General features: G+C 44.6%; 17 protein-coding genes. All 17 read right to left on the reverse strand.

The window, feature by feature from the left end; genetic code table 11:
• Positions 1-361: 361 nt before the first annotated feature.
• Entirely contained in the window at positions 362-1,687 is a 1,326-nt protein-coding gene (locus tag FN809_RS08890; RefSeq protein ID WP_142533169.1) for an ATP-binding protein, read from the reverse strand.
• A 223-nt stretch (positions 1,688-1,910) separates the two neighbouring features.
• Complete coding sequence (locus FN809_RS08895; RefSeq protein ID WP_142533170.1) at positions 1,911-3,596, reverse strand: eCIS core domain-containing protein; 1,686 nt, start codon at positions 3,594-3,596, stop codon at positions 1,911-1,913.
• Positions 3,597-3,654: 58 nt separating this feature from the next.
• A complete protein-coding gene (locus tag FN809_RS08900) occupies positions 3,655-5,295 on the reverse strand; it encodes an eCIS core domain-containing protein (protein WP_142533171.1) in 1,641 nt (546 codons plus the stop codon).
• A gap of 518 nt (positions 5,296-5,813) precedes the next feature.
• A complete protein-coding gene (locus FN809_RS08905) occupies positions 5,814-7,277 on the reverse strand; it encodes a contractile injection system tape measure protein (protein ID WP_142533172.1) in 1,464 nt (487 codons plus the stop codon).
• 258 nt (positions 7,278-7,535) lie between these two features.
• Positions 7,536-11,750: a PKD domain-containing protein gene (locus FN809_RS08910; RefSeq protein WP_142533173.1), complete on the reverse strand. Its 4,215-nt coding sequence runs from the start codon at positions 11,748-11,750 to the stop codon at positions 7,536-7,538.
• A gap of 11 nt (positions 11,751-11,761) precedes the next feature.
• On the reverse strand, positions 11,762-14,524 hold the full coding sequence (locus FN809_RS08915; protein WP_142533174.1) for a hypothetical protein: 2,763 nt from the start codon (positions 14,522-14,524) through the stop codon (positions 11,762-11,764).
• Positions 14,512-17,745, reverse strand: coding sequence for a baseplate J/gp47 family protein (locus FN809_RS08920; protein WP_142533175.1), 3,234 nt, complete (start codon positions 17,743-17,745; stop codon positions 14,512-14,514). The genes FN809_RS08915 and FN809_RS08920 overlap by 13 nt, the downstream gene beginning before the upstream one ends.
• A gap of 66 nt (positions 17,746-17,811) precedes the next feature.
• A complete protein-coding gene (locus tag FN809_RS08925; RefSeq protein ID WP_142533176.1) occupies positions 17,812-18,222 on the reverse strand; it encodes a GPW/gp25 family protein in 411 nt (136 codons plus the stop codon).
• 633 nt (positions 18,223-18,855) lie between these two features.
• Complete coding sequence (locus FN809_RS08930; RefSeq protein WP_142533177.1) at positions 18,856-19,146, reverse strand: PAAR domain-containing protein; 291 nt, start codon at positions 19,144-19,146, stop codon at positions 18,856-18,858.
• A gap of 22 nt (positions 19,147-19,168) precedes the next feature.
• Entirely contained in the window at positions 19,169-20,914 is a 1,746-nt protein-coding gene (gene vgrG / locus FN809_RS08935; protein WP_142533178.1) for a type VI secretion system tip protein VgrG, read from the reverse strand.
• Between the two features lie 2 nt (positions 20,915-20,916).
• The gene (locus FN809_RS08940) at positions 20,917-21,618 is read right to left on the reverse strand and encodes a CIS tube protein (protein WP_142533179.1); all 702 of its coding nucleotides are present in this window, start codon (positions 21,616-21,618) and stop codon (positions 20,917-20,919) included.
• Between the two features lie 110 nt (positions 21,619-21,728).
• Positions 21,729-21,887, reverse strand: coding sequence for a DUF5908 family protein (locus tag FN809_RS17740; protein ID WP_185957513.1), 159 nt, complete (start codon positions 21,885-21,887; stop codon positions 21,729-21,731).
• Between the two features lie 164 nt (positions 21,888-22,051).
• A complete protein-coding gene (locus FN809_RS08945) occupies positions 22,052-22,483 on the reverse strand; it encodes a phage tail protein (protein WP_142533180.1) in 432 nt (143 codons plus the stop codon).
• 2 nt (positions 22,484-22,485) lie between these two features.
• Positions 22,486-22,920: a phage tail protein gene (locus FN809_RS08950; protein WP_142533181.1), complete on the reverse strand. Its 435-nt coding sequence runs from the start codon at positions 22,918-22,920 to the stop codon at positions 22,486-22,488.
• A gap of 38 nt (positions 22,921-22,958) precedes the next feature.
• Positions 22,959-24,875 carry a phage tail sheath family protein gene (locus FN809_RS08955; protein WP_142533182.1) on the reverse strand — a complete coding sequence of 639 codons (1,917 nt, stop codon included), beginning with the start codon at positions 24,873-24,875 and terminating at the stop codon, positions 22,959-22,961.
• Positions 24,876-24,893: 18 nt separating this feature from the next.
• Positions 24,894-25,769, reverse strand: coding sequence for a hypothetical protein (locus FN809_RS08960; protein ID WP_142533183.1), 876 nt, complete (start codon positions 25,767-25,769; stop codon positions 24,894-24,896).
• Positions 25,769-26,362 carry a DUF4255 domain-containing protein gene (locus FN809_RS08965; RefSeq protein ID WP_142533184.1) on the reverse strand — a complete coding sequence of 198 codons (594 nt, stop codon included), beginning with the start codon at positions 26,360-26,362 and terminating at the stop codon, positions 25,769-25,771. The genes FN809_RS08960 and FN809_RS08965 overlap by 1 nt, the downstream gene beginning before the upstream one ends.
• Positions 26,363-26,515: the final 153 nt, after the last annotated feature.

A 26,515-nucleotide genomic window follows, 5' to 3' on the forward strand; every position in this document is an offset into this window, starting at 1 on the left:
ACATTTTCTCTTGCATAGCTGTAAATTTTAAAATTAGCTTACAAAGTAAATTGCTTATCGAATCTTAAACAAGATGTACTTCGTTGAAGGGTTACGTAAAAATTACTATCCCAATAAATACAACTTCGCTATAATCATTTTTTAGAAGGAGCCCAGTATGAATCAGTAAATAAATTTATTGAATAAATTTGCTAAAATCTATCCTTCTTTAGGGGGATTTTAACAGGTATTTTGATAAGTAAGAAGCGAATGAAGTTTTATTAGGGGTATTATTTTAAACTTATTAAACAACAATGGAATGCGCTGTAATCCTGTACCATTATAAATATGCTTTGGCCATACGACCACAGCAACTTACTCATCAACTACTTATCATTTTTCCCTCTTTTTTGTATTCCTTTTGTATTCCTTTGATCAAATCCTGGTAAGTAATAGTTCGGGATTGTTTTTCAATCGTTTGCAGACAAGCATATTGGATAATGTTGACGATATTGGCACCGCTGAGTTCGTAATTGCGTGCCACTTCTTTAAGGGAGATGTCATTATGGAGCGTAACGGACTTGGGAAGGTAGTTCTGCCAGAGCCGCAGGCGTTCGCCCACCTTAGGGTTTTCAAATTCTATCATACTGTTGAAGCGTCGTACAAAAGCCGTGTCGATATTCGATTTCATGTTGGATGCCAGAATGACCAGACCGCCAAAATTCTCGATACGCTGGAGCAGATACGACACTTCCTGATTGGCATATTTGTCGTGGGCATCGCGCACATCGGTGCGCTTTCCGAAAATAGAATCCGCCTCGTCGAAAAACAGTATCCAGTTTTTATGGTCGGCTTTATCGAACAGCCGGGAGAGGTTTTTTTCCGTTTCACCAATGTATTTCGAGACCACCAGGGAGAGGTCGATACGGAAAACGTCACGTCCGGTGTATTTCCCGAGGAGGCTGGCCGTCATGGTTTTTCCCGTTCCGGCCGGCCCGTGGAACAGCACGCGATAACCGGGTTTTATCCTGCCCTCCATGCCCCAATCGCCCATGAGCCTATGGTTGAACTTTAGCCAGGTTTCTATCTCCTTTATTTCGGACAAGGTTTTTTTGCTCAGCACCAGGTCGTCCCATTCCAATTGTGTGGTGATCAGTTGGGCCGGGAAACTGCTGCTCAGTTTGGGTTTGGATATCTTTCCGGAGGTAAACAGATCAACGTACTCCTCATCCATAATCAAGCGCCCGCTCATTTTAGGCTCGCCGGAATTTACCTGTTCTATGCCAAGTATATTTTTGCGGGCAAAAAGATGGGATTCATCGAAAAGCTTAGACACTTCAATCCTCTTCCCGATATCGTTTCCGGCAAGGATGTACAATACTGTTTCGCCGGTTGGCAGGATGCCGCGATGGTTTTTGCCCTTGACACCGCCGAATGCCGGAAATTCTCCGCCATTAGGCAAAAATCTTGCAATAATGTTGGTAAGAAAGTCGGGCATCACGTGCGGAACCATGGCCAACAACAGAAAAACCACTTCCTCATCGGTCAATTTTCGCGCTGTAATAAATTGCTCCAGATGCGACTTATCCGATTCGAGGTTCAGGTTTAAATGCTCAATAGGCTCTCCCCTTAGCTCGTGTGCCAGACGCTGTTTAATGGTTTCTTTTAAAAAAGACCAGACCCCATTTAGTGAATTTTCGTCTGCCATAAATCTAAGGTTTTTAATTGAAATATTTTTTCATAAGCCGATTTCAATTTCAGGTCGTATTTATTTTTCTTGTAGCCGTAACCTGGCACCTCGAGCCAAATTCGCCCAATTCTTTTCCCTAAGCCAATCCCCCAAATTCTATGCTGAGAAACTTATGGTGCAGATGAAACGACCAAAAGCAGCCAAGTGTTCGCGCTCATGCAAATTCATTTGTCCTGCAAAATTATAACCCAAAAGGAATAGTAAGCATTCCTTGAACCCGCGTATCTCCACCAGGAATCAATCCGCCTTCTTCGCTTATTCCAGTCATATTTCCTTCAATCCGTAATTGTAAGAACCTCGCGTTATATTCGACAAAACCAGTAACTCCGGTTAAGCCACTGTCCGTGGATATTGAAAGAGATGATCCAACGCGCAGACTTTGATCAGAACCCAGGTTAAACCTACCACTCACACCGGGTTGAATAATTGTTTCCCCAGAAGCAAAAGAGTGCGTAAGGTCTGTCGTTAATACAAGCCTATCACTTCCCCCAAACTGATGGCCGGCTGATAATCGACCCACAAACACAACCTCTCCATCAGAATTAATTGTTACCCTACCCATTAAATGGCTAATATCGTTGCCGATCCTAACTTCGCCTGTCCCAGATCCTGAAAACTCTTCGGTATCGTCATCCCTGCTAAGCGTTCCTGTTATCCGAGTTCGGAAATAATCGCTTGCATATTGTGCATAAAGCTGTACCTCGTTAAATTGCAAACTTTGAATAGACCCGAGATCGAAAGAACCGCCAACGCTAAAGCCAGCACCTAGATCTTGTGAGGGTGAAGCGCTTAGTGGAACATCAGCCAATACAGCAGCTATTCCTGCTGCGAGTGCTGCAATAAATGCCGCTTCATCACTTCCACCAATAATATTGATTATTTGTTGGCGTAATGCGGCAAACTCCGGATCGCGAAGAATAGCGGCTGATGTGGTTTCAAAAGCACCGGAAATACCGAGCGCTGCCAAGCGTTCGGTACTTGTGGCGGGTTGATCCCCTTCGCCTGTGGCACTTTCAACAGCGAGGCTCTGAAGTGCAGTGCCAAGGCTACTCAGATGTCTCTTCATGCTGGAATTTGAAAGTTGATCTCGCACGATTCCTCCAATCAAATCTGCCAATGGTGTGCTACTTCCCGAAGAGGATTCTTCGGCAGTTTCGTCACCATTCTTTTGAATCATTGGCTGAACATTCGCACCTTGCTGAATGGTATGGGTTAATTCGTGTGCCAACAAATGTTTCCCCTCCCGGGAATTCGGCTTATATTTCCCTTCGTTAAAGTAGATGTCGCTGCCATGGCTAAAAGCTTGCGCATAGAGTTCATGATTCATTTGAATCGCTTCGGAATCTGCATACACTTTAACCTTGCTGAAATCGGTACCGAAGCCGGCTTCCATTTCATGCCGGATGGGCGTATCCAGGTAGCTACCGCTACTATTGCTTAAGCGGGCTTCGATACTTGGGGCAAGGCTTGTACCCTCGGTAGCTTTGGCCTGCAAAAATCCGTCCTCCTCTTCGCATTCTTCGCACTGGGCCTGTGGTTGATCGTCGCCGGAGCTGCTTTGTATGGTAGGAGTTCCTGCTTCTCTCAAAGGCTTTTCCTGGACTTCATCTTCTTCTTGCTGCTCACGCTCAGGCAAAGTTTGTACTGTCGAAATTTGATCTGTGGACTTAGAAAAGAAAGATGTATTAAAAAAAGAATCAGTGGAGTGCATCCCTCCCGCAAGCGTATCGGCCACGTGCTCTGCCTCCACTTCGTACTTGTGGTTGGGCTGTCCGACTTGTAAACGAGGTTGGATAAAAGGCGCATGATGATTATTCGCACTTGACGAAGAATGAGATTCTACTAATTTATTTTGTGAAGTAAACATGTGGTTTATCCTATTATTTTTTTTTAATTATAGGTACAAGGTGTCTTGCCACCTCGGGCTACTTAAAGCATGCGTAAATATCATTTACATCATTCATCCTTGTTTTTAGGTATTTATATAAGAAATCTAACGTGGCTCCATAAAGTAATCTATATTTTTTGTTGCGGTTTTTTTCCCCCACCAGGTTGATTCCTTCCAAAATGCTATTGGCTTCGCTAAGCAGATTATGGGTATAGGTAGCTGCATTTTTTACGATAGCGCGATCCAGAGTAACAAAGGATGAACTTTGCGGAACATCATTTGGGTGCTTAAAAGAGTTTCCCGACCGGTTGCCCCGGTCGTTCTCAATATAGCCCAACATTACCTGTGGCCCCATATATTTATCAAAAATTTCACCACCCTCGCGATGAATTTTGTGCAATTGTAAAATACAAAGTGCATATTCCGCGCGTTTATCTCCACTCCCTTTCTTTAATTCCTCTTCAACCTTTTCGAGAATTGTTTTTTCAGCCTCGTCGATATTTTCCTCCTCTTTATCTTTTTCCATCTTTACGGCTTCCCGGTCGAGCAGTCGCATGGTTTCTGGCCCTATGATTCCGTCAATCATTAATGCGCCAAGATCGGCTTGGAAATCACGTACCGCTTTTTCCGTTTCGCCACCGAATATCCCGTCGTCCTTATATTTTTCGAGCGGATACCCAAAGGCCATCAGGGCTCTTTGAACTATGGCAACGGCATCGTTTGCGAGCCCATTAAAAAGAAGTTCTTTGTTATCGTAAACGCGCTCTAAACGAGGATGGCCGCCAAACCTATTCGATTGTAAGTTTTCCTCAGGATTGTATGTCTCTCGTTTTTGTATCCTGCCCGTTTGTTGTATGGTATGGGTCAGCTCATGGGCCAGTAAATGTTTGCCATCCGTCGATTTAGGGTTGTATTTTCCCTCATTGAAGTATATGTCATTACCAAGGGTAAAAGCCTGTGCACTCAATTGCTTGCTCATTTGAACGGCGTTAGTGTCGGTATGCACATTCACCTTGCTGAAATCTGCTCCAAAGCTTTGCTCCATTTCCATTTTTGTTGCGGCATCCATTTTATTGCCCCCACCCTTACTGGCCTGTATCGTGGTTTCAACAATTGGATTTGGCTTTACTTCACCTGCTGTTTTCGATTGGACTGCTTTTCCCTTGCCCGCCATAGCTTTAGCGAAGGCGGGCTCATTTTCAAACTGCGCCTGTATTTCTTCCTCTTCTTCTATGGATTGTGCCTGCACTTCTTCTTCCTCCTCTATGGATTGTGCCTGGATCTCTTCTTCCTCCTCTAGCGGTTGGGTTTGCAGCATCTCTTCCTCCTCCTCAACTTGTGCTTGAACCATTTCTTCCTTGCCCACCATAGTTTTAGCGAAGGCCGACTCTTCCTCAACTTGCTTTTGTACAAAGGGGGTAATGCTTTTACCCAAAGGCTTTTCCTGAAGCAGTTCTTTGTTCTGAATAAAATTTCCCCGGCTAAAATTGAACGCATTGTTCTTGCTGCCTGCAACTACTTTATCGGCCACACGATCCGCTTCCTGCTCATATCTATCCCCTTGTTGCCCGATGTTTAGCTTAGGCTGGGCTTTAAAGAAACCGGGTTCCGAATTCTTTGTAAAGAAAGGACGACTTGCCCTATCCCTATATAAGTTATTTTTAAACCTTGTTTTCATGTTTAAATGATACTTGTGTCTTGATACTTGATACTTTTCTGAATGGGTCAGGTTAGGGAGTAAGAGCCTAAGTTTCCCGCGGCGGCAAAAACCCTACGGGGAACGGGTACGGCTGAATTATTAGAGTAATCAATCACTTGAAACCTTTTTACTTATGTAACCCTCTTCACCCTCCTAAAGCCGGAGGTGCTCCTACTTTTTTCTACAGTCAAAAAAGTAGGCAAAAAGACCGCCGACTGTCCGAAAAACATCATCTGTCACTTTGCACTACCTAAGCGCGGCCGGGTGATCTCCGAACATGTTCGGAGCTTCCCGGTCTTGCTAAGGCAGCGCTTTGAGCCAAATAATATTTTTCAGGAGGCCGGTCGCACATGCATCGAACATCTTCCAAAATTAAAATTGTTGCTAACAAATTATCGTTAACATAGCCTGTGCCGACATTTCGACGGCATTGGCGTTAGTTGCTTTTTAAGAGCCTAATGCAAAAAAAATGTTGTGCTTTTGGGTAGCCATGCCGGTTACCATTCTACAAACAACAACTCATCTTTCCACGGTAATTTTACAAGGGAAATTCCCCATGGCAATTTGTCCAACAGCACGTCTTGTGCTTTACGCTCAACAATTAACTTATACCCGTCCTTTGTTTTTATGAGTTTTCCGTCGCGATGAATAAACATCTGTCTCAATCCATCGGGTTTGGTGTTTTTCAATGCCGGCCAGTTTTTGATCACCTCATTCAGCAGTACTTCTCCCTCGGTTTTAATTTTTCCGTCTATCAGGCTTTCTCGCGGGATGGGTGTTTTTAAGGATACACCACATAAATACTTTTCGAGCAGCAGGTTGGCTTCAAAATATTCATCAATACCCGTGGCCAAATAATGCAATGCCTGAACAGCCTGAAAAAGACAGTCAGATTTAATATTTCCGGTGCTGTCCAGGAATTTTGTATTTTTGAAGAATGCTTTTATAAAAGGATGGATTAGTATAAGCCCTGCATTGCGTACGTATATTTCATCCTCATGCCTACCCAAAAATGGGGCATCTTCATTTTTCGTATCGACTATCTCTAAGGATGTATAGTCGGCAGATATTTTTGATCTGGCTTTTGGGTAGGCATCAAAACCTTTCGTTTTTAAAAACTCCCTTTCAGGTTTAAGAAATATTCTTTCCTTCGCTTCCGGGTTTAATGTTTCGTCAAGAAGATCTTTAATGTCGGCTATATCAAGAGCAACGGTATTTTTAGAACCCTTTTTAGTTTGTGCACGGAACCGGTACAACTGATAAAAATCCTGTATCCAACTTTCTTTTTCGGTAAACAGGGCCGCTTTCAAAAGATATCGTAGCAATAAGGTTTTATGCCTGCGAGAGAGTTTGTGTATATGGGAATTTAAAAGCTCCTCCCCTGCTGAATTGAAGATGCCCAAAGCAGCAATAAAAGAAATAACGGGTTGGGATGAGAGCTGATAGATAAAACGGTTAAGGCTGCTATGGTCGCTCCGTAGCCTTTGGCTTAATGCTTGCCCAAAGGTGGCTTTTTGCAGGTATATGCTCCAAGCCTCGGGAAGCGAGATTTGATGGATAAATTCTTCCTTTCCGTACCACGGCAGGTATCCATGCTCCAGAAAGAACAAAAAAGTAGATTCAAGTTTATTTTCCTCTTCAATTTGCTTTGGTGGATAATTGACTGCTGCCCCTTCTGAAGTAAGATCACCCGTGTTTTTTAGTTTTTCCGATAGTTGCTTCTCCAACGCAAACACTATCACCTCCGGATTTCCCCAGTCTTTCACGTTAAGTTCCAGGTTTATCTTATCATAACGAAGTATCTGGCCCTTATCGTATTTTTCCAATAGCTTTTCTACACAGGGAAAAATATTCTCCTTTAAAAACGTGCTGATGTTATCTTTAAATGAATAGGCCGTTTCCTCGTTGGCTGTATTTACTTCAACAAATACCTTATGGACGATATGATTGGAATGGGTCAAGGTTTAATAGTTGTGAGTAAAGCCAATTTGAACCAGTAGTACATCTGGATAATTGGCTTTAGCCGTGACTTTTATAGGCGATTTGGATTTTAGTTTACAATTACGGCTACCCGTCTGTCGCTGGACAGGAAGCCGACTGCCTGCGTAGGATTTGCAGGTATTTCATACCCCGGGTTGCCCGCCTGTCGACCATAGCCGTACAGGTAGACTTTTGGGGTAATTTCCTTGTCGTGATTACTCCATTTAGTCTATTTGGGGCTAAATCAACTTATCGCTGATAATTTTTTCGACATGTGCTTTTAGGAGTTCAACATCAGCAACGCGGTTCTGGTAATCAGCAATAAACTTTTTCATCCGCTCGCTATAGATAACATCCGGATATTGCTGAAGCAGTCCGAGCAATTCGATGATTTGATCGAGCATGCTGGCCAAAACATCCTGGTGTTCATTGATGACTTCGCCGGGCTGACAGCCTAAGACATGGTATAACAGTCTTAATTGCAGTTCGAACAACTGGACAAGTCGGGGGATAATATCTTCCTGACCGGTCAGTTCCATCATCATTTCTGCCGTTTGCCGCAGCAGCTTGGTGAACATCTCATCCAAACGGTCATTCCTGCTTCCCGCCAGGAATCGATCCACATCATCAAGTACACCTTCCTTAAATTCGGTGGTGCCGCCATATATCTGTGCGGTTTGCTTCCAGACAGCATCTACCGCCTTGTTATCCTCATGTTTAATGGCATTCAGGATTCTATGATCGGCAATAATGGCCTCTTTGGTTTCTTCGATGCAGCTACTGGCCGGTTCTTCGGAGTACTTGGTATTAAAAGTTCTTAGCCTGCTCAGGTGTGGTGGGCACACCGCCGCACCCCTGGCCTCAAGACGAACCGCCCAGGCGGTTGGACTGCTAGGGGTTAAGTCAATCACATAAGGCTGCGTATTGTTTTGCTCAATTTTTTGGCTGTTGATGCTCCAGGTAAACGCATTTGCATTCACCGAGTTATTGGTCAATATCAACTGATCGCCTAGCTGTTGGCCACTGAAACTTGCAATAGGCGCGGCTTGTACAATAACCGACAAGTCATTTGCCTCTCCGTTCAGCGTAAACGTATGTGTTCCGGGATTGGCAACGGCAGGAACGAAGAAATAATTTCCGGCGGCGTTCTGCCGTACTCCGGGGCCTTTTATTTCAACGCTTGCACCGTCGGGCGTAATGATGAAGGGATACTCACTTTCATCATTTTCGCAATATTCTTTTTGATCCAGGTCAATATCGGCAGGTATGGCCACAAACTGAATGGGGTGCTGAGCACTTGCTGTACAAACCTCATTCCGGGCAGTGGCAGTAAGCCTTACAGTTACTTTATTGTCATCATTTACCGGAAGCTTATAGGTATGCGTAGGGCTACGGTCGGTAGATGTTTCTCCATCTCCAAAATCCCATAAAAACCGTACGGCTTCCACATCACCGGTGGCAACAAAGGTAATGGTAGTTTGATTCGTAGGTGATTCCGGAACATTAAAGTCCACTTTAATACCCTTGTAAACTTTAATCTCGGCATCCGTAACCTGATCATTAACGGTAAAGCGAATGGCCTGTCCAAACAAATCTTCGGGGAACAGGGCCGGTGAGAATACCAACCTGTTTTCTTCGATGGTGATACCTTCCGTTTCGGGATCCGACTTGACCACACCATCGGCCGGCGATTTCTCGAACAACACGGGTTGTGTATCCGTACCCAGGCAATAGGTATCTTTTTCCAGACGCAAGGTTACCGGCGGCTTGGCAATGATATAATTGATAGGAGCACAATCGGAACAGCACAGGTAAGGCAAAGAAAAATCGGCAACCACCGTGTTGGCCGGGATATCCGGTGTTTTCACAAATTCGTCCGATGCATTTAATTCTGTGGCAAGGCTTAAACTTTCTTCCAGTTTAAACAGTTGGTTGACCCTGTTCGTTAAGAGGTTTCGTTCAGCAGTACTATATTTGCTCAAATTTAAAATATCTTTAGCCAGCGACTCGGTTGCTTTGTTAAAGCTATCGGCTATGGTAAGTTCCTTTGCATTGGGGTTTTGTTGCAGCTCAACATCCTTCTCTTTGTTTTTATATACCAGGATAAAGGTTCCGCCCGGTTTAACTCCGGCCAGGTGTTCGGCTCCGGGGTGCTTCTCTATAAATTTGGAAAGTTGTAATTGTAGCAGGACTTTGTCTTTGCGCTTATTTACCTCATCCAATAATATCTCCAGTTTTTTACCCGAACAGCATACCGTTGACAGTTGGTTTATCAGCAAGCCCATAAAGGCCCTTAGCGCTACTGACAGCTGAACGGACTGGTATGCCCCTTTCATTTTCTGTACCAGGTCGCACAGTTCGGCGAGGGTCAATTTGTAATCGTTAACCTTCACGGTATCCACAACGGCCACTTCCGTAGGCATCCGTTGTGTAAGCACATGTGTGTAAGCCATCAATTCCACACCCTTATCCACCACAAATATTTTCATATCCGGATCGGCGTTCCACTCTTCGGTGTTTACCTTATCCACTAATTTTTCTCTTGTACCCGCAACAATATCGTGAACCGAACCGCCTTTGTTTTCTTCAATGGCCGCTTTCATTTCAATACCCAGCGTGTCTTGTGCTGTGCTCATATTGTCGGATACCACATTGCTTTTGGTGTAAACAGGCTGATACAATTTATTTACTGTAACATAAGACGTCTCGCTTTTTGCGGCTGCGGATTTCAGGTTTTTACCGGATGCCGATGAGAAGTTTGACTTGGTCCTGTGTGTCAGTACCAGTTCCTCCTCTTTCACATTTTTACCCGGCTCTTTGGTGCTGAAACTCGAAAAGAAACTGGCCACCTGAGCCAAAATGCAATCCTGCTCGGCCGTCCAGGCTTTCAGCATCACTTTTAGGTCTTCAAATTCGCATTCGTAATCATCAATATCCAGGGTTTCGTTACTAAGATTTACCGCCAATGCCTTTACATCAAAAGCAAGCCCGTATTTTATTTTTAACTTGTCCAATGTTTCCAACACATCGCGATAGTCTTTACCTTGGTGTCCCGCGATCCTGAAAAAGTCGAACTTATCGATATTGAAAGCCAACGGCTCTTGCACATGGGCATCGCCCGAGAGGCTGGGAGTGTGGTAACTTAAATTATACTTTTCTTCATTTTTGGTGGACTTTGAATAATTCCACGATTTGAGCAGGTCGTTTTTCACATTGTAATAATAGGGAACAGCCCGCAAGCCCAAAACGGTTAATTGGTTCGAGGGGGTTATCTTAATTTCTCCCATTTTAGTTTCAAACAGGTCTATCAATATAAATAATCTATCAATCAGACTTTTACAATGCTGTAATTTATCCATCCCGCAACTTATGGCAGGCGATTTATAAAAGCCATGCCTTAAATGTTTAGGTTCGGTATTTATTTCGCTGATAAGGCCCAACATGAGATGCCTGGGGAATGCGCTAATATTAGGGAGGCAGAGTCCTTTCAAATCCAAAAGGAGCGCTTTTATCTCGTTGTAGGTATCCACCACATCCTTTAAAAAATCGTAGCAATACTGAATATTGAAAGGTACCGCATAGGCACTGAAGTTGAAGATATCTTTTAGCCTTGTCAATGAGGTGTTCAGACGCGATGCGGAAATATCTAATTGTAGGATGTCATCGAAATTTTGAATGATACGGCTGATCCCCTTCGTAAGGTTTGCCAGCAAGCTATCGCTGTTTACCGCATCGTAATAGGCCCTTTTTAACTCTTCGTATTTGGCGGTGTTCAATTGGTTTAACACGACTCTTCTTACAGATACTTCCGGCAGGGCAAAATAGGAGTCGAACACATTAAAAGCGCTAAAGATGGTATCCCGTTTGGCTATTAATTCGGCATCGTTTTTTGAAACCAGCAATACCTTTAAACGGTTAACTTGTTCTGTCCCCTGGTTATCGCAATCGATAGTTGTACAAAGTTCCCCTTCTTTTGCAAACGACTCCAGATAGAGCAATACCACCTTATCGTTCAGGTTGGTTATTGTATTCAAGGGTTTGGAATTTTCCACCTGTTCGGGGAAAAGCTCCAAAAGCTCCATCACCTGCGATGACCCACCCACTTGTTTGCGGAAGTGTCCATAATTGGCCAAATCGTCGGTATAGTTCTTATAATACAGGTATTCTATCGGTTCTGTTTCGAGCTTTTTCAACTCCGAACCGGGAATAGCCGTTTTTAGTTGCAGCAAATCGCCATCGGTGGTAACACCAACACCGGGCGCAACTACAACGGCGTTTGCTTTTTTCAGCAGCTTGAAGCCGCATATCACACCTACGCCGTATAAAAAAACCCTTGTGAGCCTGTTCTGGTCGTCAAAATAGCTAACAAACTCGTTTAACTGGTCCTTGGTTAAAACCTGGTTATCGACAAACGTATGATATTTAGTGGTTATTTCTGTTAATTTCGATGCCATAACTTTTTCAATTAAAGGTTTCCAATATTCGTACGGCCTAAAATGATTTTGCCTTCCTGCTCATCCTTTTCATCGTCGCAATCAATCAGTTTACCCGAAGGATAAATTGAATGTAGTTCGGTAAGTATATCTATGAATGTTTTCAATTTTTCTTCGTCCTGTTTTTGGCCCAAACCTGATTTTACCAGTAAAAACGCTTTGTACGCCTCCTCAAAAAGGAGCATCTCGTTTTCGGCATCAGGCACGCTGTTGGTTCTATGCCCTATCCAGCATATCCTGGCCAGCACATGGGCAGGCAACTCTTTCCTTATCAAGTCCTCCATAAAATTCCTGAAATCATGATTCCCAAAACGGTAAGTCCAGCCGGGCAAAACCACCGTAACGCGATAGGAATAAGGATCCAGGGGATGGCAGCTCTCGCAATTATCGGTGCAAACGGGCATAAACTGTTCCAGGGGAACCGTGTTTTGGTTTACATCGGGCCGCAGCAGGATATGCTCCATGATAAACATTCCCTCCTCGGTAAAATCGGTGGTCAGGAAGCGGATGATTTTGAGCAATGCCTTTTTTAGCATTCGCTGTTTGGTGTAATACAAAAACTGGCGGGCAATAATCCAATCGCTACTGTCGGGGTCGGCTTCATGGTTAATCACATCAAACGAGTACATACCCTCGGGCGATATCTGAATTTTAAAATTACCAATTTCTTCCCCATCTGTCACCTCGCTTTTAAAAGCCTCTTCAATAGTCTTCTCCGCAGTTTCCATTACCCGTACCACCGATAGATATAGCTCATCTACCGCTGCACGGGCTGTTTTATAATCATCCGTAGCCGATAAAATTTTAATACCGTCGCTTGTTGTAATTCGCCAACGGTACACTTTTTCGCCATCGGAGTTGATGTAGTCGTACACCTCGACATAAGACTCGGAGAGATTGCGCCGATTAAAGTTTTTCATGCCGCACAAACGGGCTATCCGCTTTTGCGCACCGGCTATGTTATCGGTGTCCCACAATTGCGATGCCGGTTGCTCGAAATAATTAAATGCGCTGCCTCTCCAATTACTGATTCCCTTATTGACTATGGTACCGGTATCATCCTCTATTTCGCCATACTCTGAAAGAAAAACTTCTTTTGCCTTCACTATGGCCTCCGCTGCATAATCGCCATATAGTTCCTTCATCAGAAACGAAAACTCACTAAATTTTTCGGCAAAACGGGCTATCAGATGATCGAGGAGCTCATTTTTCCGGGCGATATGGTCATCCAAATCCGATAACAGTTTTTTTGTCAGCTCTTCATCGTCGTCGATGGGATAATCGTTCACCAGGTATTCAAAACCTTTTACATCGTTTACGGCCTGGGTAAAATAAGTGTTTGTCAGTTTCTGATCTACCGACAGCAAATCCTTTACTTTATCGAGATGTGCAAAATACGTGGCAAAAACCTGATCGAAAAAGAGCAGGTACCCTTTTAATTGTTTAGCCTGAGCCTTTCGTGCCACCGTTGATCGTGGGGGCAGACCTATCTGGCCGATTCCATAAGTTTCGGGAAAATCGTTTTGTACGGTGGTGCTTACCCCTGTTTTCATATACTCGCCTTCAGGAATTTGAATTTCCTGCCCTATTTTGGCCAGCTCCTGTTTTTCCACTTCCCTGGCCTCTAATTGTTCGAGGTGTTTTTTTACCGTTTTTTCATTTACATTTACCGGCAAAACACCTTTATAATAACTGAAGGCACTCTTATCGCACAAAGTGGGTTTCTTGCCTTCATCGATACAAAGCAGCCATACATCCTTATCTTCAGCTACGGGGTTGGTGCAATCGTTGATAGAAATATCCTTAACCACCTTAACTCCGTCGATATTCATTATAAGGCGGATAATGTCGGACAATCGCACTTCGGACCTCAGGATGGCATTTTCCAATTCCACGGGATCGATAAAGCCGTTTTTAAGTACGGGGCCTTCGAATATTTGATCGGAGGTGTAACCTTTATTGAACATCTGCTGCAGCGAGTAAAACCACAGGTCGGGCGAAAAGTATTTATCGATGATTCGCAATATCCGGGCATGTACCAACTCCTCGTCGGCCTCCTGATCCAGTTCTATGCTCGCACAAACCTTAACGGCTTGGGTTTCCACCCGGCTTACCTGCACTAAATCTTCGCATAGATTCCGGTTTTTATGGTAGCACTTTACTATTTCGTTTTTTATCCGCTCAATTTCGGCTTCTTTGTCGGTGTCGGAAGGGAAGTCATCATCGCTAAGCTCATTAAAATCAATTAGGATGGTATATAGGCCATTCAAGTCGAATTCACTTTTAGCTTGTTTATCTGTCGCATCAAAATCCTTAGCATCATAGGATAACAAATCGTTTTTGCAATCCACATATACCGTTTTCTTAAATTTTTGCAGCCAACAGTTTTTAACCCCGTCAATGTCGATAAACAACTTCCGGTAATCGTTTTCTGTTACAGGCTTGCCCGGCAATATCTGCAAGGCCTTAAAAAACTGGTCTTCGAGGGAGCCATCCTTTTCGGGGGTCAGGATGTTTTCAATGGGCATATCGATGCGCGAGGCCAGATCGGTAATGGCATAACACAACATTTCGAGCATGGTGATGCCCGGGTCGTGCGTGTTATAATCGGTCCATACCTTGCCCGAGAGCTCTTCGATATATTGCAGACCTTTCTCCTTTAGAAATAGGTAATCCAAATCGTTGCCGTAGGCAACATCGTTGGGGATGGTAATATGCTTGCTTACGTCTGACATACTTCAGCAGGTTCCGGATTAGTATTCGTGCAATCGTTGATGTTGGTATCGATCAGATGGGTTTTGGCCGATACTAAAATTACCTCGGGACTTGAGGGAATGGCTTCATTTACTTCGGCCACCACTTTGGTAGCGGCATTTTTCTGATGCAGTTTGACATCGGTCACAAAATCCACGTATTCCAGTTTCTCGGCATAGTTGATCACAACACTTTTATGCAGCGTGATGCCGAATTGCAAAGTAGAGGCTGCATCGAAAGCCCAGGGCGATAGCAATTTGGTTAAGTCTTGCTCCAAAACAGTTTTATAGTAAACTTCGTCGTAACCTTTATAAAATTTGACTTTCAGTTCAACGGTAAGTTCTTCGTATTCGGTGTTTATCACTTCGATCTGAATTAAAGGGGACACCAGCTTTTTCAGGAAATCACGGATTTTGTTGAGCGTGGCCTTACTAACCCTGGGCTGATAAATATCGAACACGTTTTTATTCACAATGTCGGGTATCACCACTACCACCACGCTTCCGGGAGCCAGGTATTTGGTAACCCGCTTATTGCCCGTTATAAGCGTACTGGTATGGCTCAAACATTTTACTTTATGAATTTCCGGGAAATTCTGCAACACCAGGTGCTCATAATCCCACACGCAAATTGCCCTGTTTTTATGCCTTAACCGTTCACTGACCCTGGTGTAATAATCGGCATTTGACTCTTCCGGTTTTCCATCGAATGAGCTATATGGTTGCGAAAGTGATTTTACCTTGGGAATACGGTTTATGAGTTTGGATATGGTTTGGGCAGGCAAACCGTTTTCCAGGTGTTGCAGGTTATTATTGTCATTTTCAAACTGTGCTTCAACAGCCTGGGCATGGATACCGATAACTTTACTTACCGCATCGTAGCTTTTGTGAATTTTGGCTTTAACCCATACATAACCTGTGGGCAATAAAGTATTGTTATTGTTGGCTTCTTTGGGAATGGAAAATTTAACGATGCCCGATTTCAGAAAATTATCTATTTCGTTGGTGATCATATAATGGGTATCCAACTCCATCCACTCGTTGTTGCGCAATACATGCCACTCTACTTTTTGTTTCCCCACAAAGGAGTCTGCTTCCGGGTTCTCGCTTCCTTCCAGTACTTGTATCAACAGCGAAATGGTTTGCTTAGGCAGTGCATCTTGTAAGCCAATATATAGTTCGCCCCCTTTGCAATAGGTGGGAACAAGGTTTAAAACAGGGTCTTCACCTTCATCTAATAAACCATTTTGTGTTTTCAGGTCTAAGTTTTCTTCCGATTGTCCAAAGGGATGCTCGTGAAAAAGCGAAAACGCATTGAAATCATACTTAGCCCCTGAAACCTTAATTTGTGCCGAAGCCTTGTAGTCCAGGCTTATCTCTTCGATAAAAGGGGTGTAAGGCTCGTTGGGAATGAGGACGCTGTCGTTATCGCTGCTCATGGCCAGGGCATAGATACGCGGAAACATTTCGTGCAGAAAAGTCTGGTTCAGGGATAGCCGCACCGGGCCATTTTTATCTTCCTCCCACGTGGCAGCCCTATTTACCGTAAAACTTGTTTCAAATATATCACCGTCCTTTTCGAATAGGGTAATGGTGTCCAGTCCGCTCACCGTATCCCAATCTTCCTTGTTGTTGATTTCAACGGCTGCTGCAAAATGATCGTCGCCCTCTACAATCAAATCGGTTTCCGTAGGGTTTTGAATAATTTTAAGTGTATTCTGCGCTAACTCAGCTTCTTTGTCAATGGCCATCTTTTTCTGTGCTTCTAAATTGATAGCCAAATCAAAAATCCCGTCCAAATATCCGTAGGGGCTTATTTGTGTGATAAAAGAGCTACGATAGGCCAGATACCATTGCTTAAAACTGTCGGGCGTGTTTTTCCATTCGATATCTACTTTTAAATCATTCCAATTTTTTTTGAACAATTCGGGATAATCCATATAAAACTTCGATTTTTTTACGGGCTGGGTACCAAAGGGATAAAAAGGTTTGTCGGCATTTATGGTGCCTATGTCGTTGTAAAGGGAGATTCCTTTTATCTGGCGCACATCAACATTCACTTGCAATGTAGCTAACTCCTTCTCAACAATATTGCGGTATAAAGCATGTGCTTCTGAATTTTCAGTTTTAAAACGGATACGACAAACCGGAAAGTCTGTACCATAGCTCTGCGGATGCACCGTCGCATCGTATTTTACTACGGGCTCTTCATCTTTGGGTATTTGAAATGCGAACTGTAGTTTTTTTGTGCCCGCATTTAAGCCTGAAGTGAACCCGGGCATGTTTAGTACCGGGAAAGGGCCCAGCCAGCCTTTTTCGCCCGAACAATAAATCTCAAGGTTGTTGTTTAGTTGTACCGAAGTATAGGAAGCGTCGGGGGCAGTAGTAAAGTCTGCGGTGATCATCACGTTTCGTACGCCTTCCTTTAACTCCAGTATTTCTCCGGACAGGGCAAAGCCAATTTGTGCATCCGGCAATTCGGGATAATCGTTTTTAATACCCTCAACCTCTTTTTTATAATATCCGAACGGCCACCACTTCACCTCGTCGTCAGGAAAATCGTCGCCCTTGCCATCGTATGAATCGGCCACATCTGCCGCCTTTAATTTAGCGGAATCATGATCGTTGTAAACGCTTTTGAGTTGGGCGACCTGGGTTTTGTTTGCAATAAGTTCTTCAGATGTACGGTAAATCAGTTTATCGCCATCGGCATCTTTTCCGGCGTCAAGCTCCGTTTCGTCCGAAATTTTTTCGGAAACGGCATTTTTGGCCAATTCAAAGAGGATATGGACGCTATCGGGAGAGGGAGGTAATTTTTGAATTTTTAGAACTTGCTTGTAATAAAAATCCAAATGCCGAAGGGTAAGTTGGTTGAACCTACGTTTTGTTATCTGTAATAATTGGATGAAACAAACATACAAGGCCAGGTGGGGCGTAAGCTCATTGCCTTGCTGTACCTTGGCAAGAAAGGCGTCCAGTTCCGGTTCCGATTTAAAAAAATCCTCCCAATTTCCACTGACAACTTTCTCGTCCGTGCTTGCAAAATAATTTACATGGGATGCAAAACCATATGCAAACTGCATCCACTCTTTCAGTTCAAAGTCGTTGAGCTTTACCGAAGCCGGATCCAACGCCTGGATATAACGTTGCTGTTGTTCCGTTCCCTCGCGCCCAAATAATATTTCCTTTCCGCAGTTGGCCATTAATACTTATTTTAATTTATTCTGTTGTGAGCTTTTTTATTTTTTTTATCGGTAATGGAATTCTTTCTATGTTTCGCTGCCCTCTTCTTTATAAAACGGGAAGACCATGTTTTTTCTGGAATTGGTGGTCCGAACCACATATTCGATATTGATCAGCAGTTCCCCCTGAAGCTCATTGGTGGGGTCGATAGCGATTTTAATCACGTCTATCCTGGGTTCGTGGTAAAGGATAGCCGTTTTTATCAAGTCGACTACATAGGTTTTCAAGGTTAGGCTCAAGGGTTTAAAAAGCATTTCGTCCAGATTGCAGCCATAATCGGGCACCATGATGCGTTCGCCCAAACGGGTGGACAACAAGATTTCGAGGCTACTCTCGATATCTGCCTCATCCTGCAACATTTTAACCGTGCGGGTCCCTTTCTGAAATTCGGGCGGGAAACTCCATCCGGTACCTAAAAAAGAGTGCGTTGTGTCCATGTTTTTTAAATTGAGTTTTAGGTTGGAAGTTTAAAGTTAAGAGTTTTGAATTCAGAGTTTGAAGTTGTGTTTGTGTTCTGAGTTTCGAAGTTTGTTAGCTTCCTTCTCCCTTTAGGGTCGGGGTAAAAGGAAGCGGATAGGCTTGAATGTCTGTTACATGTTATGGGTTTAAAAGTTTTGAGTTTTGAGTTTCCATATTACTGATTACTTTTATCTAACTGCGGGCTTAAGTTTCAGAACATGAGACAACTACATAAATTAGGAAAAAGGTCGTTAAGAATGATATGTGCCATGTTCCCCCGTCTGCCATCGGGCAGGGACGCAAAGTTGCTGTAAACATATAATGAGAACTGTGGTGCGTCGCCTGTCTGCCACAGGCAGGGATTTGCATGACGTATTATTCCCCGGGTTTCCGCGTGCCGTCGAAGCTTTAGCGGAGGAGCAAAACCCGGGGCCACTAATATTTTACCCCTCTGGGGTAAGTTTGCAACGCAACTCCCCCAGTTACCTGCCTGCCGCAGGCAGGGATTATTGGATATGCCGTTTTTCGAGGCTACGGTACTAATCACCGATTACTGATTACTGATCACTGATTACTGATTACTGATCACTGATTACTGATTACCGCTCCACCTACCCTATCAATACCGTTGGGCAACCGGCTACAATTACGCCGCCGTGGGCTGTTGAATCGCCCATCCTGGCAGCGGGCATACCACCTATCATCACCGTTCCCGAGCCCATGGCGATGGTATCGGGCGGGCCGACACAGACGGCCATGTCACCGACACGGGCTGCGGGCATACCACCTATGAACACCGTTGGTGCCCCGGGGGGTAATATGGGGCCTCCCACATGGGGAACAGTGCCTGTTACCATAGGGCATGTATGCATATCGGTAATCCGTGCTGCCGGCGCTCCCATAAAATATACGTATAAAAATGAATCAATTTATCTGCACCATCGAACCCTGTATCTTGGCGATGGCACTCGAAGTAAGTTCGGCACCGGCCGATCCCTCTGCTTTTAACTGGGCAGCGGCCTTTATCTCAACATTGGTACCTTCTATTTTAACATCGCCCGAGGCTGTTAGGGATATGTCGCCCTGGCTTTCCATGGCAATACCCGAGCTGTCGAGTGTCACGGTATTGCCATTTTCGTCTTCCAGCTTAATGACACCGGCATCTTCGTCCACGCTGATTTTTTTTCCGGCGGGCGTTTCGATGACCACGGATTTTTTATCGTCGTCGAACATCAGCTTCATCTCGCTGCGCGTAACAAAACCCTTTTCATGATTGTCGTCGGCGGCCTGAACAGGAGCCGGTTTGGCACTGCTGTTCATCATGCCCAGAATAATTGGATCGCGGGGGTTTCCGTTGATAAAGCCCACAAGTACCTCATCGTCTATCTCGGGCCGGAAGAAAGAGCCCCTGCCATCGCCGGCATCCAGTGTGGAAACTCTTGCCCAAACACCCTGTTCCGCATTATCTATTACGGGCATTCGAATCAATACGCGGTCTTCGCCGTCCGGGTCGCTTTCGAGTTGGGTGACTTTGGCCACTTGCAAACCATTTACCGCGGCCAGCAGGCCCGAAGCCGGCAGGTCGTTTATTTCGACAGATTCCGTAAACCATTTGGGATTGACGCCAAATTGAGCCGTTGTCGTCCAGTTGCCCTGGGAAATATGATGCCTGACGGCCGAAACATACACTTTACCGTTGAACCTTTCGCCCACCCCGGTAAGGCCCAGGGTTGTATCGGGTTTCACTTCGGGTGCGCCCTGAAATTGAACCGTACCACGAATTTTCGACAGCTTGCTGAAAAGGTCTTTGGCATCGACCCAATCCTGCAACTCACTTTCGTTCATTTCGCCGCCGTCTTTGAGTTCTAAGTTGTCCAACCCGATAACCGATGACAGATCGTCCGACGATAGGTTCCCGTTTAAATTAACATCCTGGCCGTTGGCGGCAATCTCAAACATTTCCTGATCCGCGGCATTCCATCCGTACGATGTGATGGATTGGAATTGATTCCGTGCATCTATCTCGGCATCGAAATTCAGGATGGTTGCCCCATAAACCAACGACAGAGATTCGCTTTGGTTAAAATCAGGACGCTTAACAGTAACTTTTCCATCGTCAACAATACATATTTTCCCGTTGGCCTGCGCCCTTGTTATCACAAAATCCCAATCGCTAACATTATATTGTACCATCACGGCATGTTCAACCTTCGAGGTTTCCACATCCATATCAAGGCTGTACGGAGCCATAATTAGCTGCAGGATGTCACTGTCCTTGCTGTCGTAGAAATATTTACTTTTCCGGCCCACAGTAAGTTTTACGGCCAAATCTTTACATTCGATAATTAGCATTGATTTTTGCGGCCTTATCCTCAGGTTATGGCGAATGACGATTCCTTTAAAGATAGTCTGCTCTTCGGAATGATACCCTGCCCGTATCTCAATATCCTTGCCCGGAACAAAGTAAGGCTCGTTACTGAGCGGAAAATCTTCGGACGACGGATGACCATCGAGCAAAACGATTTTTGCCCAGGGGATTCGATTGATTTCTTTTTCTACATCAATGCTCAACACCTGATAGGTAGCGGACAGTTCTTCCCCATCAATCAGGATTTTGTGTGTAACCAAATCCGCGGAGCGGGCGGTCCGTATAACTCTTTCTTCGGGCATGTTCAGGATGTCTTTTCGAGTGGCGGAAAGAATAGTTGCTGTCCGACAGTAAGCTTTCGGAAGTTGCTCAGGCCGTTTACCCTGGCCACCTCCAGATAATATTTTGAATCGCCGTAAATGCGATGTGCCATCAAGGGGAGCGTGTCGCCGGCTTTAACGATACGCACATGGGTCAGGTCGGGCGAAGCGTTGTTTTCGAGGGCTACCCGCAGGTTATCTTCCACAAAACCTTTGAACTTTGCCCTGGCGGTAGCCCGTAAGGGTGCGCCATTGGGGCTAAACAACTTAAAGGTAAGATCCATCTCGGTAAGGGTTCCCTTAAACAACAGTGAACCCCAGGATATAATCAGGAAATTAGGACGGTGCTCATCGCCGTTGTAATCGAACACCACCCGTTTAAAAGTTTCCACATCGTCGATCACCCCCACGCCCTCATCGCTCGACAAGCTGTTGTCGGAGGTGTTGACCACTACGCCGGTCCGGTCAAAAATGAATTCCAGCTCCAAATCTTCGGGCGGTATTTTATTGAACCGGGGTGCCGAAGAGCTGGTTCCCGAAGCCTGATCCTCGTTATGTTCTATCTGGTATTTTATGTTGTAATTTTCGGGGTTCAGCAAAGTGGTAAACTCCCCGTCGGCCACTTCGTTGTTGAACTGCTCGTCGCTGTAAGCCTTTATCTTAAGTTTAACCAATTCTCCCGACATCTTTTATAGCATTTATAAAAATAGATTTATACCGATATAATGCCGATGTATAAATAAAGAGCGGGAACGAACAATGAGAGATTCGCGCTCCTTTCATTTAACAATCGGTATTATCTCTCCTCTTTTTTCGATAATATTTCCATTACCTGTTCCACACAGGCCTCAATAATCTTGTCCTTATCCCCGCCGTTCTTGCTTGCTCCCCTACCACGGCGTGAGCCATCGTCCACGTTTATTTTTATGTGCAGTTCCTTGATTTCAATGGGCATAATAGGTTATTTAAGAAACTCTTTGTTATATGATTACTCTTCCATGATTACCCCTAATCCGGCAGCTGCCGGAGAATTAGCTCTCGCAGGGGATTCTGGTTCTCCCTTTAGGGAGTTAGAGGGTTTTTTAAAAGATAATTATCAACTTTACTTATAGCCACTAATTAGAGGATATTGAAATAATTATAGGACAACTCAATAGATTCAATCACCAGTTTGCTTTCTTCGGCACTGAAATCTGTCACCGACCATTTCAAAGGCCAGGCATGAACAATGTTCCAGGTGGTCAAGGGCTCATGCTTTTCGTTCAGCAGACTTATTTTTATATTGGTAGGGGCAATTTCGAAATTCTCCACGGCGCTCCGGCACCATTTAATCAACTCCGAACCAACCACCACGCCCCGCTTTAATACCAGGTTGGGATAGCTCGTGCGTACGGGCAGCTTGTGCTTAAACCTGTTTTCGCCCCCTTCGGCCACCTCTTCGGTTTGCAACTCAACGGACAAGCCGGCGACCGACTGAAATTCGGATTCGCCTTCAATGTCGTCAAATTCTACCTTAAAATGAAACCCGAGAGGGGGATAGTAGTCGGCCATCGTTATTCATTTTGAATGATGAGACCTTCGTGTACCAATTCCATGGATTCGATGGCCACCTCGTTACCGTCGGCCTTGAGGTCGGTAGATTGAACTTTGGTAGGCCAGGCACTTTTAACCTTCCACACCACAACCGGCTCATGTTCTTCGTTTAACAAGCTAATGGTGATGTCGCGTCGTTCGATGGTATTCAATTTCACGGTGTTCCACCAGTTGTAAAACTCATTGTCCGACGCAAAAGTTCCCCGTTTGAGGGTGATGTTACTGAATTTTTGCATTCCCGGCATTTTTATCTTCGAGTACTCGGGACTGGCACCGTGTCGGTATTCTACCACCTCAGTTTCTACATCCAGCCCTGAAACCTCGGTAAATCCTATTTTCGTTCCATTCCAATCAACCTGAAAATGAAACTTAACTATTGGATATGCTGTTGCCATAACGTTTGTGTTTTAAAAATATTATAATGTTAAAAAGATTAGGATTCCTGCATTTTGTGAGAAAACTTGAGAATGATGAATTCGGCAGGACGCACCACGGCCATCCCAATCTCCACGTGCATATATCCGTTCAGGATATCCTGTGCGGTCATGGTTTGCCCCAGGCCCACTTTAACAAAGAAGGCATCGTCGGGTTTGGCACCTGCCAGGGCACCTGCACGCCATTGAAGGATCAGGAAGTTTTCGATCATGCCTCTTACTTTCACCCAGGTATTGGCATCATTGGGTTCAAAAACAAATTGGTTGGTGGCCTTTTTAACCGATTCCTCCACCATATTAAAGAACCTGCGCACAGAAACGTAACGCCATTCATTGTCGTTGCCGGCCAGTGTACGGGCTCCCCATATCATGGTACCCTTACCGGTGAAGGCACGAATAGCGTTTACAGATTTGCCTGCTTCGGTGTCCACGTTCAGACTTTCCTGATCTTCGTGGGTGATGCTTACCGCAGGGCCTTTAACGGCTGTGATGCTCACATTGGCCGGCGCTTTCCATACGCCCCGGTTTTCATCTACAGCGGCATATAGGCCTACCACGGCACCACTTGGTGGTAATACAACACCTTTTTTGTCGATGGCATCCAAAATACCCTTATAAACGGGGTCTGTCTGGGCCAATATATCGGTACGGCTCTCCCTGACGGCACTCAGCTCGATATAGAAATCATCGATCAATGTTTTTAACTTTTCGAGCAAAGCTTTAAAGTATCCCGAGGCAGTTTGCGCGGTTTGCGTGGCCGTGAAAATGTCGTTTTGGTCAGTAGCCGGAGCAACGAAGGTAAAACCGAAGTCGGCGTTAAAATCTTCGCCCAGCAGTGCAGCGTCCCAGGTTGGAGAGGGGGCATTGCTATTGGCCGACTGGCTAAAATGGTTATAATCGAACAACCTAACCAAGAGGCCATGAAAATTAGAATCTTCGGCTGTATATTTACCGTGGATGCCGAGGGCCGAATTCGTATCGGCGGCATCGTTGTCGGTAAAGGTAAGGTCGAAGAAGGCTTCGAAGTAATCATATAAATCCTGGGCAGCAGTTACTAATTGGGTACGGTTGGTTATATCGCCCATGGTTGGCACTGTAAGGCCTGATTTTGCGGCAATATCCATGTCGATATTAGCAATACCGGCTACCAAAGCACTGTTAAACAAAGCCGTGACCTGCGGAACCGGAGCTCCATCTTTAGTATAAATACCGTTGGCTACGGCATTGTAATCTACCTTAAACGGCAGCGTTGTATTTAGCCAGGGATAGTAGGCGGCTCCGTATTTCAGGTAGTTCATGCCCACGTTGTTGCGGAAGTTGGCCACCGGATCGTCGGTCGGGGTCGCTTCATCGTCACCGTCCACCAAATCCATTACCGCAAACCTATCTTGTAGCTTGTTGCACTGCTTTAACATGGCGGCATGTACCTCGCCCGATTCGGAGTCCGGAAGGTGTACCGTTTCGGGGATAACCAGCAAGGTAGGAAGATCCTCTTTTTCGAGTGAGGTCAGTCCTTTAATCAATTGTTGCTTATCCACATCCTCCGGCTTAGCATTAAACGAGCCTACAGATACGATAAAACATTCGCCTCCGCCATTGGCAAAAAACATACGCAGCGAATCGTATATAAGATTGATGCCGTTAACGGTTGTCGATTTAACTGAGTTGTCGGCGTTAAGCTCTACCTCTAAAGTAGTTGGGTCGGGGGCTCCCCCAAAAAAGAATTCATATTCTTTTAAAGAGTCAATTTTAATGGGTTTAATGATTCCGTCTGTGTGATAATCGACCCCATCAACAACAGCTGATTCTGTATAGCCGATAAAGGCGGGTATCGCGGTCTCAACCTGCGCGACCGATGGTGGGAAAATGGAAATTTCCTCCACATAAACGCCCGGTGTTTTGTACGATGTTGCCATAACTGTTTAATTTAAGTGTTACATATAAACTTCTGAATATATTTTGTTAGCGGTGCTGTCGGGCTTAATCAGCTTGTAATCGGGATTAGGAAGCTCAACTCCACCATGTTCGAGGGATACAAATCCTCTTTGGGTAAGGGGTTGTTCAGTTTTGCTTGTCAAGGTTTTGGGGTTACCGTTTTCCACTTCCACATCATCGGCTCCAACTACCGTTTGGTCGGTATCGAAAATATAGCGCCACGTGGTTTTTCTGGGTTTAAACAGCAACTCGAAGCTTTGATATGGATCGGGTATATGACCTGTAACATCGGTAACGTCCAAAGCGGCCACATCACCCTTCATCCATATACTGACCAAACCAAACAAGTTGTTTTTTTCTGATGCGGATATCTTTTGCAATGCATCGGACGCCCCATCATCGGACAATACAGAATTGTCGTTGACGGCCACTAATTCGCCCGATCGGTTAATTAGAGGAAAAGTACCGGGCTCTGTATCTGGTATTTTGTTGGAGAAATAGAACAACTTGTCTGTATTTTCGAGGTCAAGGCGTGTATAATTAAAAAACATGCCGTCCCTCAGTTTTAACAGGAACGTAAGCTCCAACGTATCGTCAAGGGCTATAAAAGGTTCAGCATCATCGGCAGATGACACCTTGCTCCATACGGAAAAACCAAATTCATTGGCCCTGAAAATTAAACCCCGGCCCGCAATTTTTTGGAGACTTTCGGATGTGGGGACAATGTTTATGGTATCGGAAATATTGTAGTCGGTGTCTTGTTTATCTTTCTCTTGTCCGGTCATCGACAGGTATTCATCGTTTCCCTTATCAAGAAAAAACAAATGATAAATATTCACCTCGAAAAGGGGTTTGTATCGAATTGAGAAAGCCATTATTTAATATGTTCTACGTTTCCACCTATGTGCGTGATAAGCTCAGAGGAAGCCAGTTTTTTATCACGCTCGATTTGTACAAGTTGTACTTTATACAATACCGACGGGAGTTGCCGGCCACCTAAAGTGCCCCATATATTATTTAGCTCCTCGAAACGGGGTGTATATAACACCAATACGAACTTAAAATAAGCAAGCACGTCAAAGGCTACATTGGTTCGGTTATATACCGTATTGGATGAGGTGAATATTTTCTTGGCCTGAAAAAACTCTATGGTCTTTGATATGCTCCGGAGGGAGCGCTCGTAAGTATTGCAATTGGCACTTACCAATAAAAAAATATTTACATTAACAGGTGGGTTCCGATATTCAGTTTTATTATTTACCACCTTAAAGGATGGAGAGTTTTTCAACGTAGATTCTTCTTCGATATTTAGCAAGGTAAACACCACTTTACCGTTCAGCTCTTTGGCCTCGACACTGCCCGACTCCCACAGGGAAATATTGCCCAATAGGATATCTTCTTCGAGGTTTATGGCCGCAAAATAGTTTTCGAGCTGCTCCTTTAATATTTGTAAGGTTTCGAATATCATGGATGAAAATCGGACTTATGAGACTGGCATGGCCGGAGTAAATAGTTAAACCATACAGAAGCTTTACAATAAATTACACTAACTATCAGAGCCTTATCTATTTATACGCAAATAAAACAGCTTAGCTTATCATTTGTAATTGACTATGATGAT

This window comes from Saccharicrinis carchari (assembly GCF_900182605.1).
Lineage (GTDB): Bacteria > Bacteroidota > Bacteroidia > Bacteroidales > Marinilabiliaceae > Saccharicrinis > Saccharicrinis carchari.

Bases quoted from the DNA above. Each gene is read 5' to 3' on its own strand.
- FN809_RS17740 (WP_185957513.1), bottom strand. From the start codon at position 21,887: ATGCCCATTGAAATCAAGGAACTGCACATAAAAATAAACGTGGACGAT.
- FN809_RS08945 (WP_142533180.1), bottom strand. From the start codon at position 22,483: ATGGCCGACTACTATCCCCCTCTCGGGTTTCATTTTAAGGTAGAATTT.
- FN809_RS08890 (WP_142533169.1), bottom strand. From the start codon at position 1,687: ATGGCAGACGAAAATTCACTAAATGGGGTCTGGTCTTTTTTAAAAGAA.
- FN809_RS08900 (WP_142533171.1), bottom strand. From the start codon at position 5,295: ATGAAAACAAGGTTTAAAAATAACTTATATAGGGATAGGGCAAGTCGT.
- FN809_RS08930 (WP_142533177.1), bottom strand. From the start codon at position 19,146: ATGGGAGCGCCGGCAGCACGGATTACCGATATGCATACATGCCCTATG.
- FN809_RS08895 (WP_142533170.1), bottom strand. From the start codon at position 3,596: ATGTTTACTTCACAAAATAAATTAGTAGAATCTCATTCTTCGTCAAGT.
- FN809_RS08910 (WP_142533173.1), bottom strand. From the start codon at position 11,750: ATGGCATCGAAATTAACAGAAATAACCACTAAATATCATACGTTTGTC.
- FN809_RS08960 (WP_142533183.1), bottom strand. From the start codon at position 25,769: ATGGCTTTCTCAATTCGATACAAACCCCTTTTCGAGGTGAATATTTAT.
- FN809_RS08915 (WP_142533174.1), bottom strand. From the start codon at position 14,524: ATGTCAGACGTAAGCAAGCATATTACCATCCCCAACGATGTTGCCTAC.
- FN809_RS08940 (WP_142533179.1), bottom strand. From the start codon at position 21,618: ATGTCGGGAGAATTGGTTAAACTTAAGATAAAGGCTTACAGCGACGAG.
- FN809_RS08925 (WP_142533176.1), bottom strand. From the start codon at position 18,222: ATGGACACAACGCACTCTTTTTTAGGTACCGGATGGAGTTTCCCGCCC.
- FN809_RS08955 (WP_142533182.1), bottom strand. From the start codon at position 24,875: ATGGCAACATCGTACAAAACACCGGGCGTTTATGTGGAGGAAATTTCC.
- vgrG (WP_142533178.1), bottom strand. From the start codon at position 20,914: ATGCCCGAAGAAAGAGTTATACGGACCGCCCGCTCCGCGGATTTGGTT.
- FN809_RS08950 (WP_142533181.1), bottom strand. From the start codon at position 22,920: ATGGCAACAGCATATCCAATAGTTAAGTTTCATTTTCAGGTTGATTGG.
- FN809_RS08965 (WP_142533184.1), bottom strand. From the start codon at position 26,362: ATGATATTCGAAACCTTACAAATATTAAAGGAGCAGCTCGAAAACTAT.
- FN809_RS08920 (WP_142533175.1), bottom strand. From the start codon at position 17,745: ATGGCCAACTGCGGAAAGGAAATATTATTTGGGCGCGAGGGAACGGAA.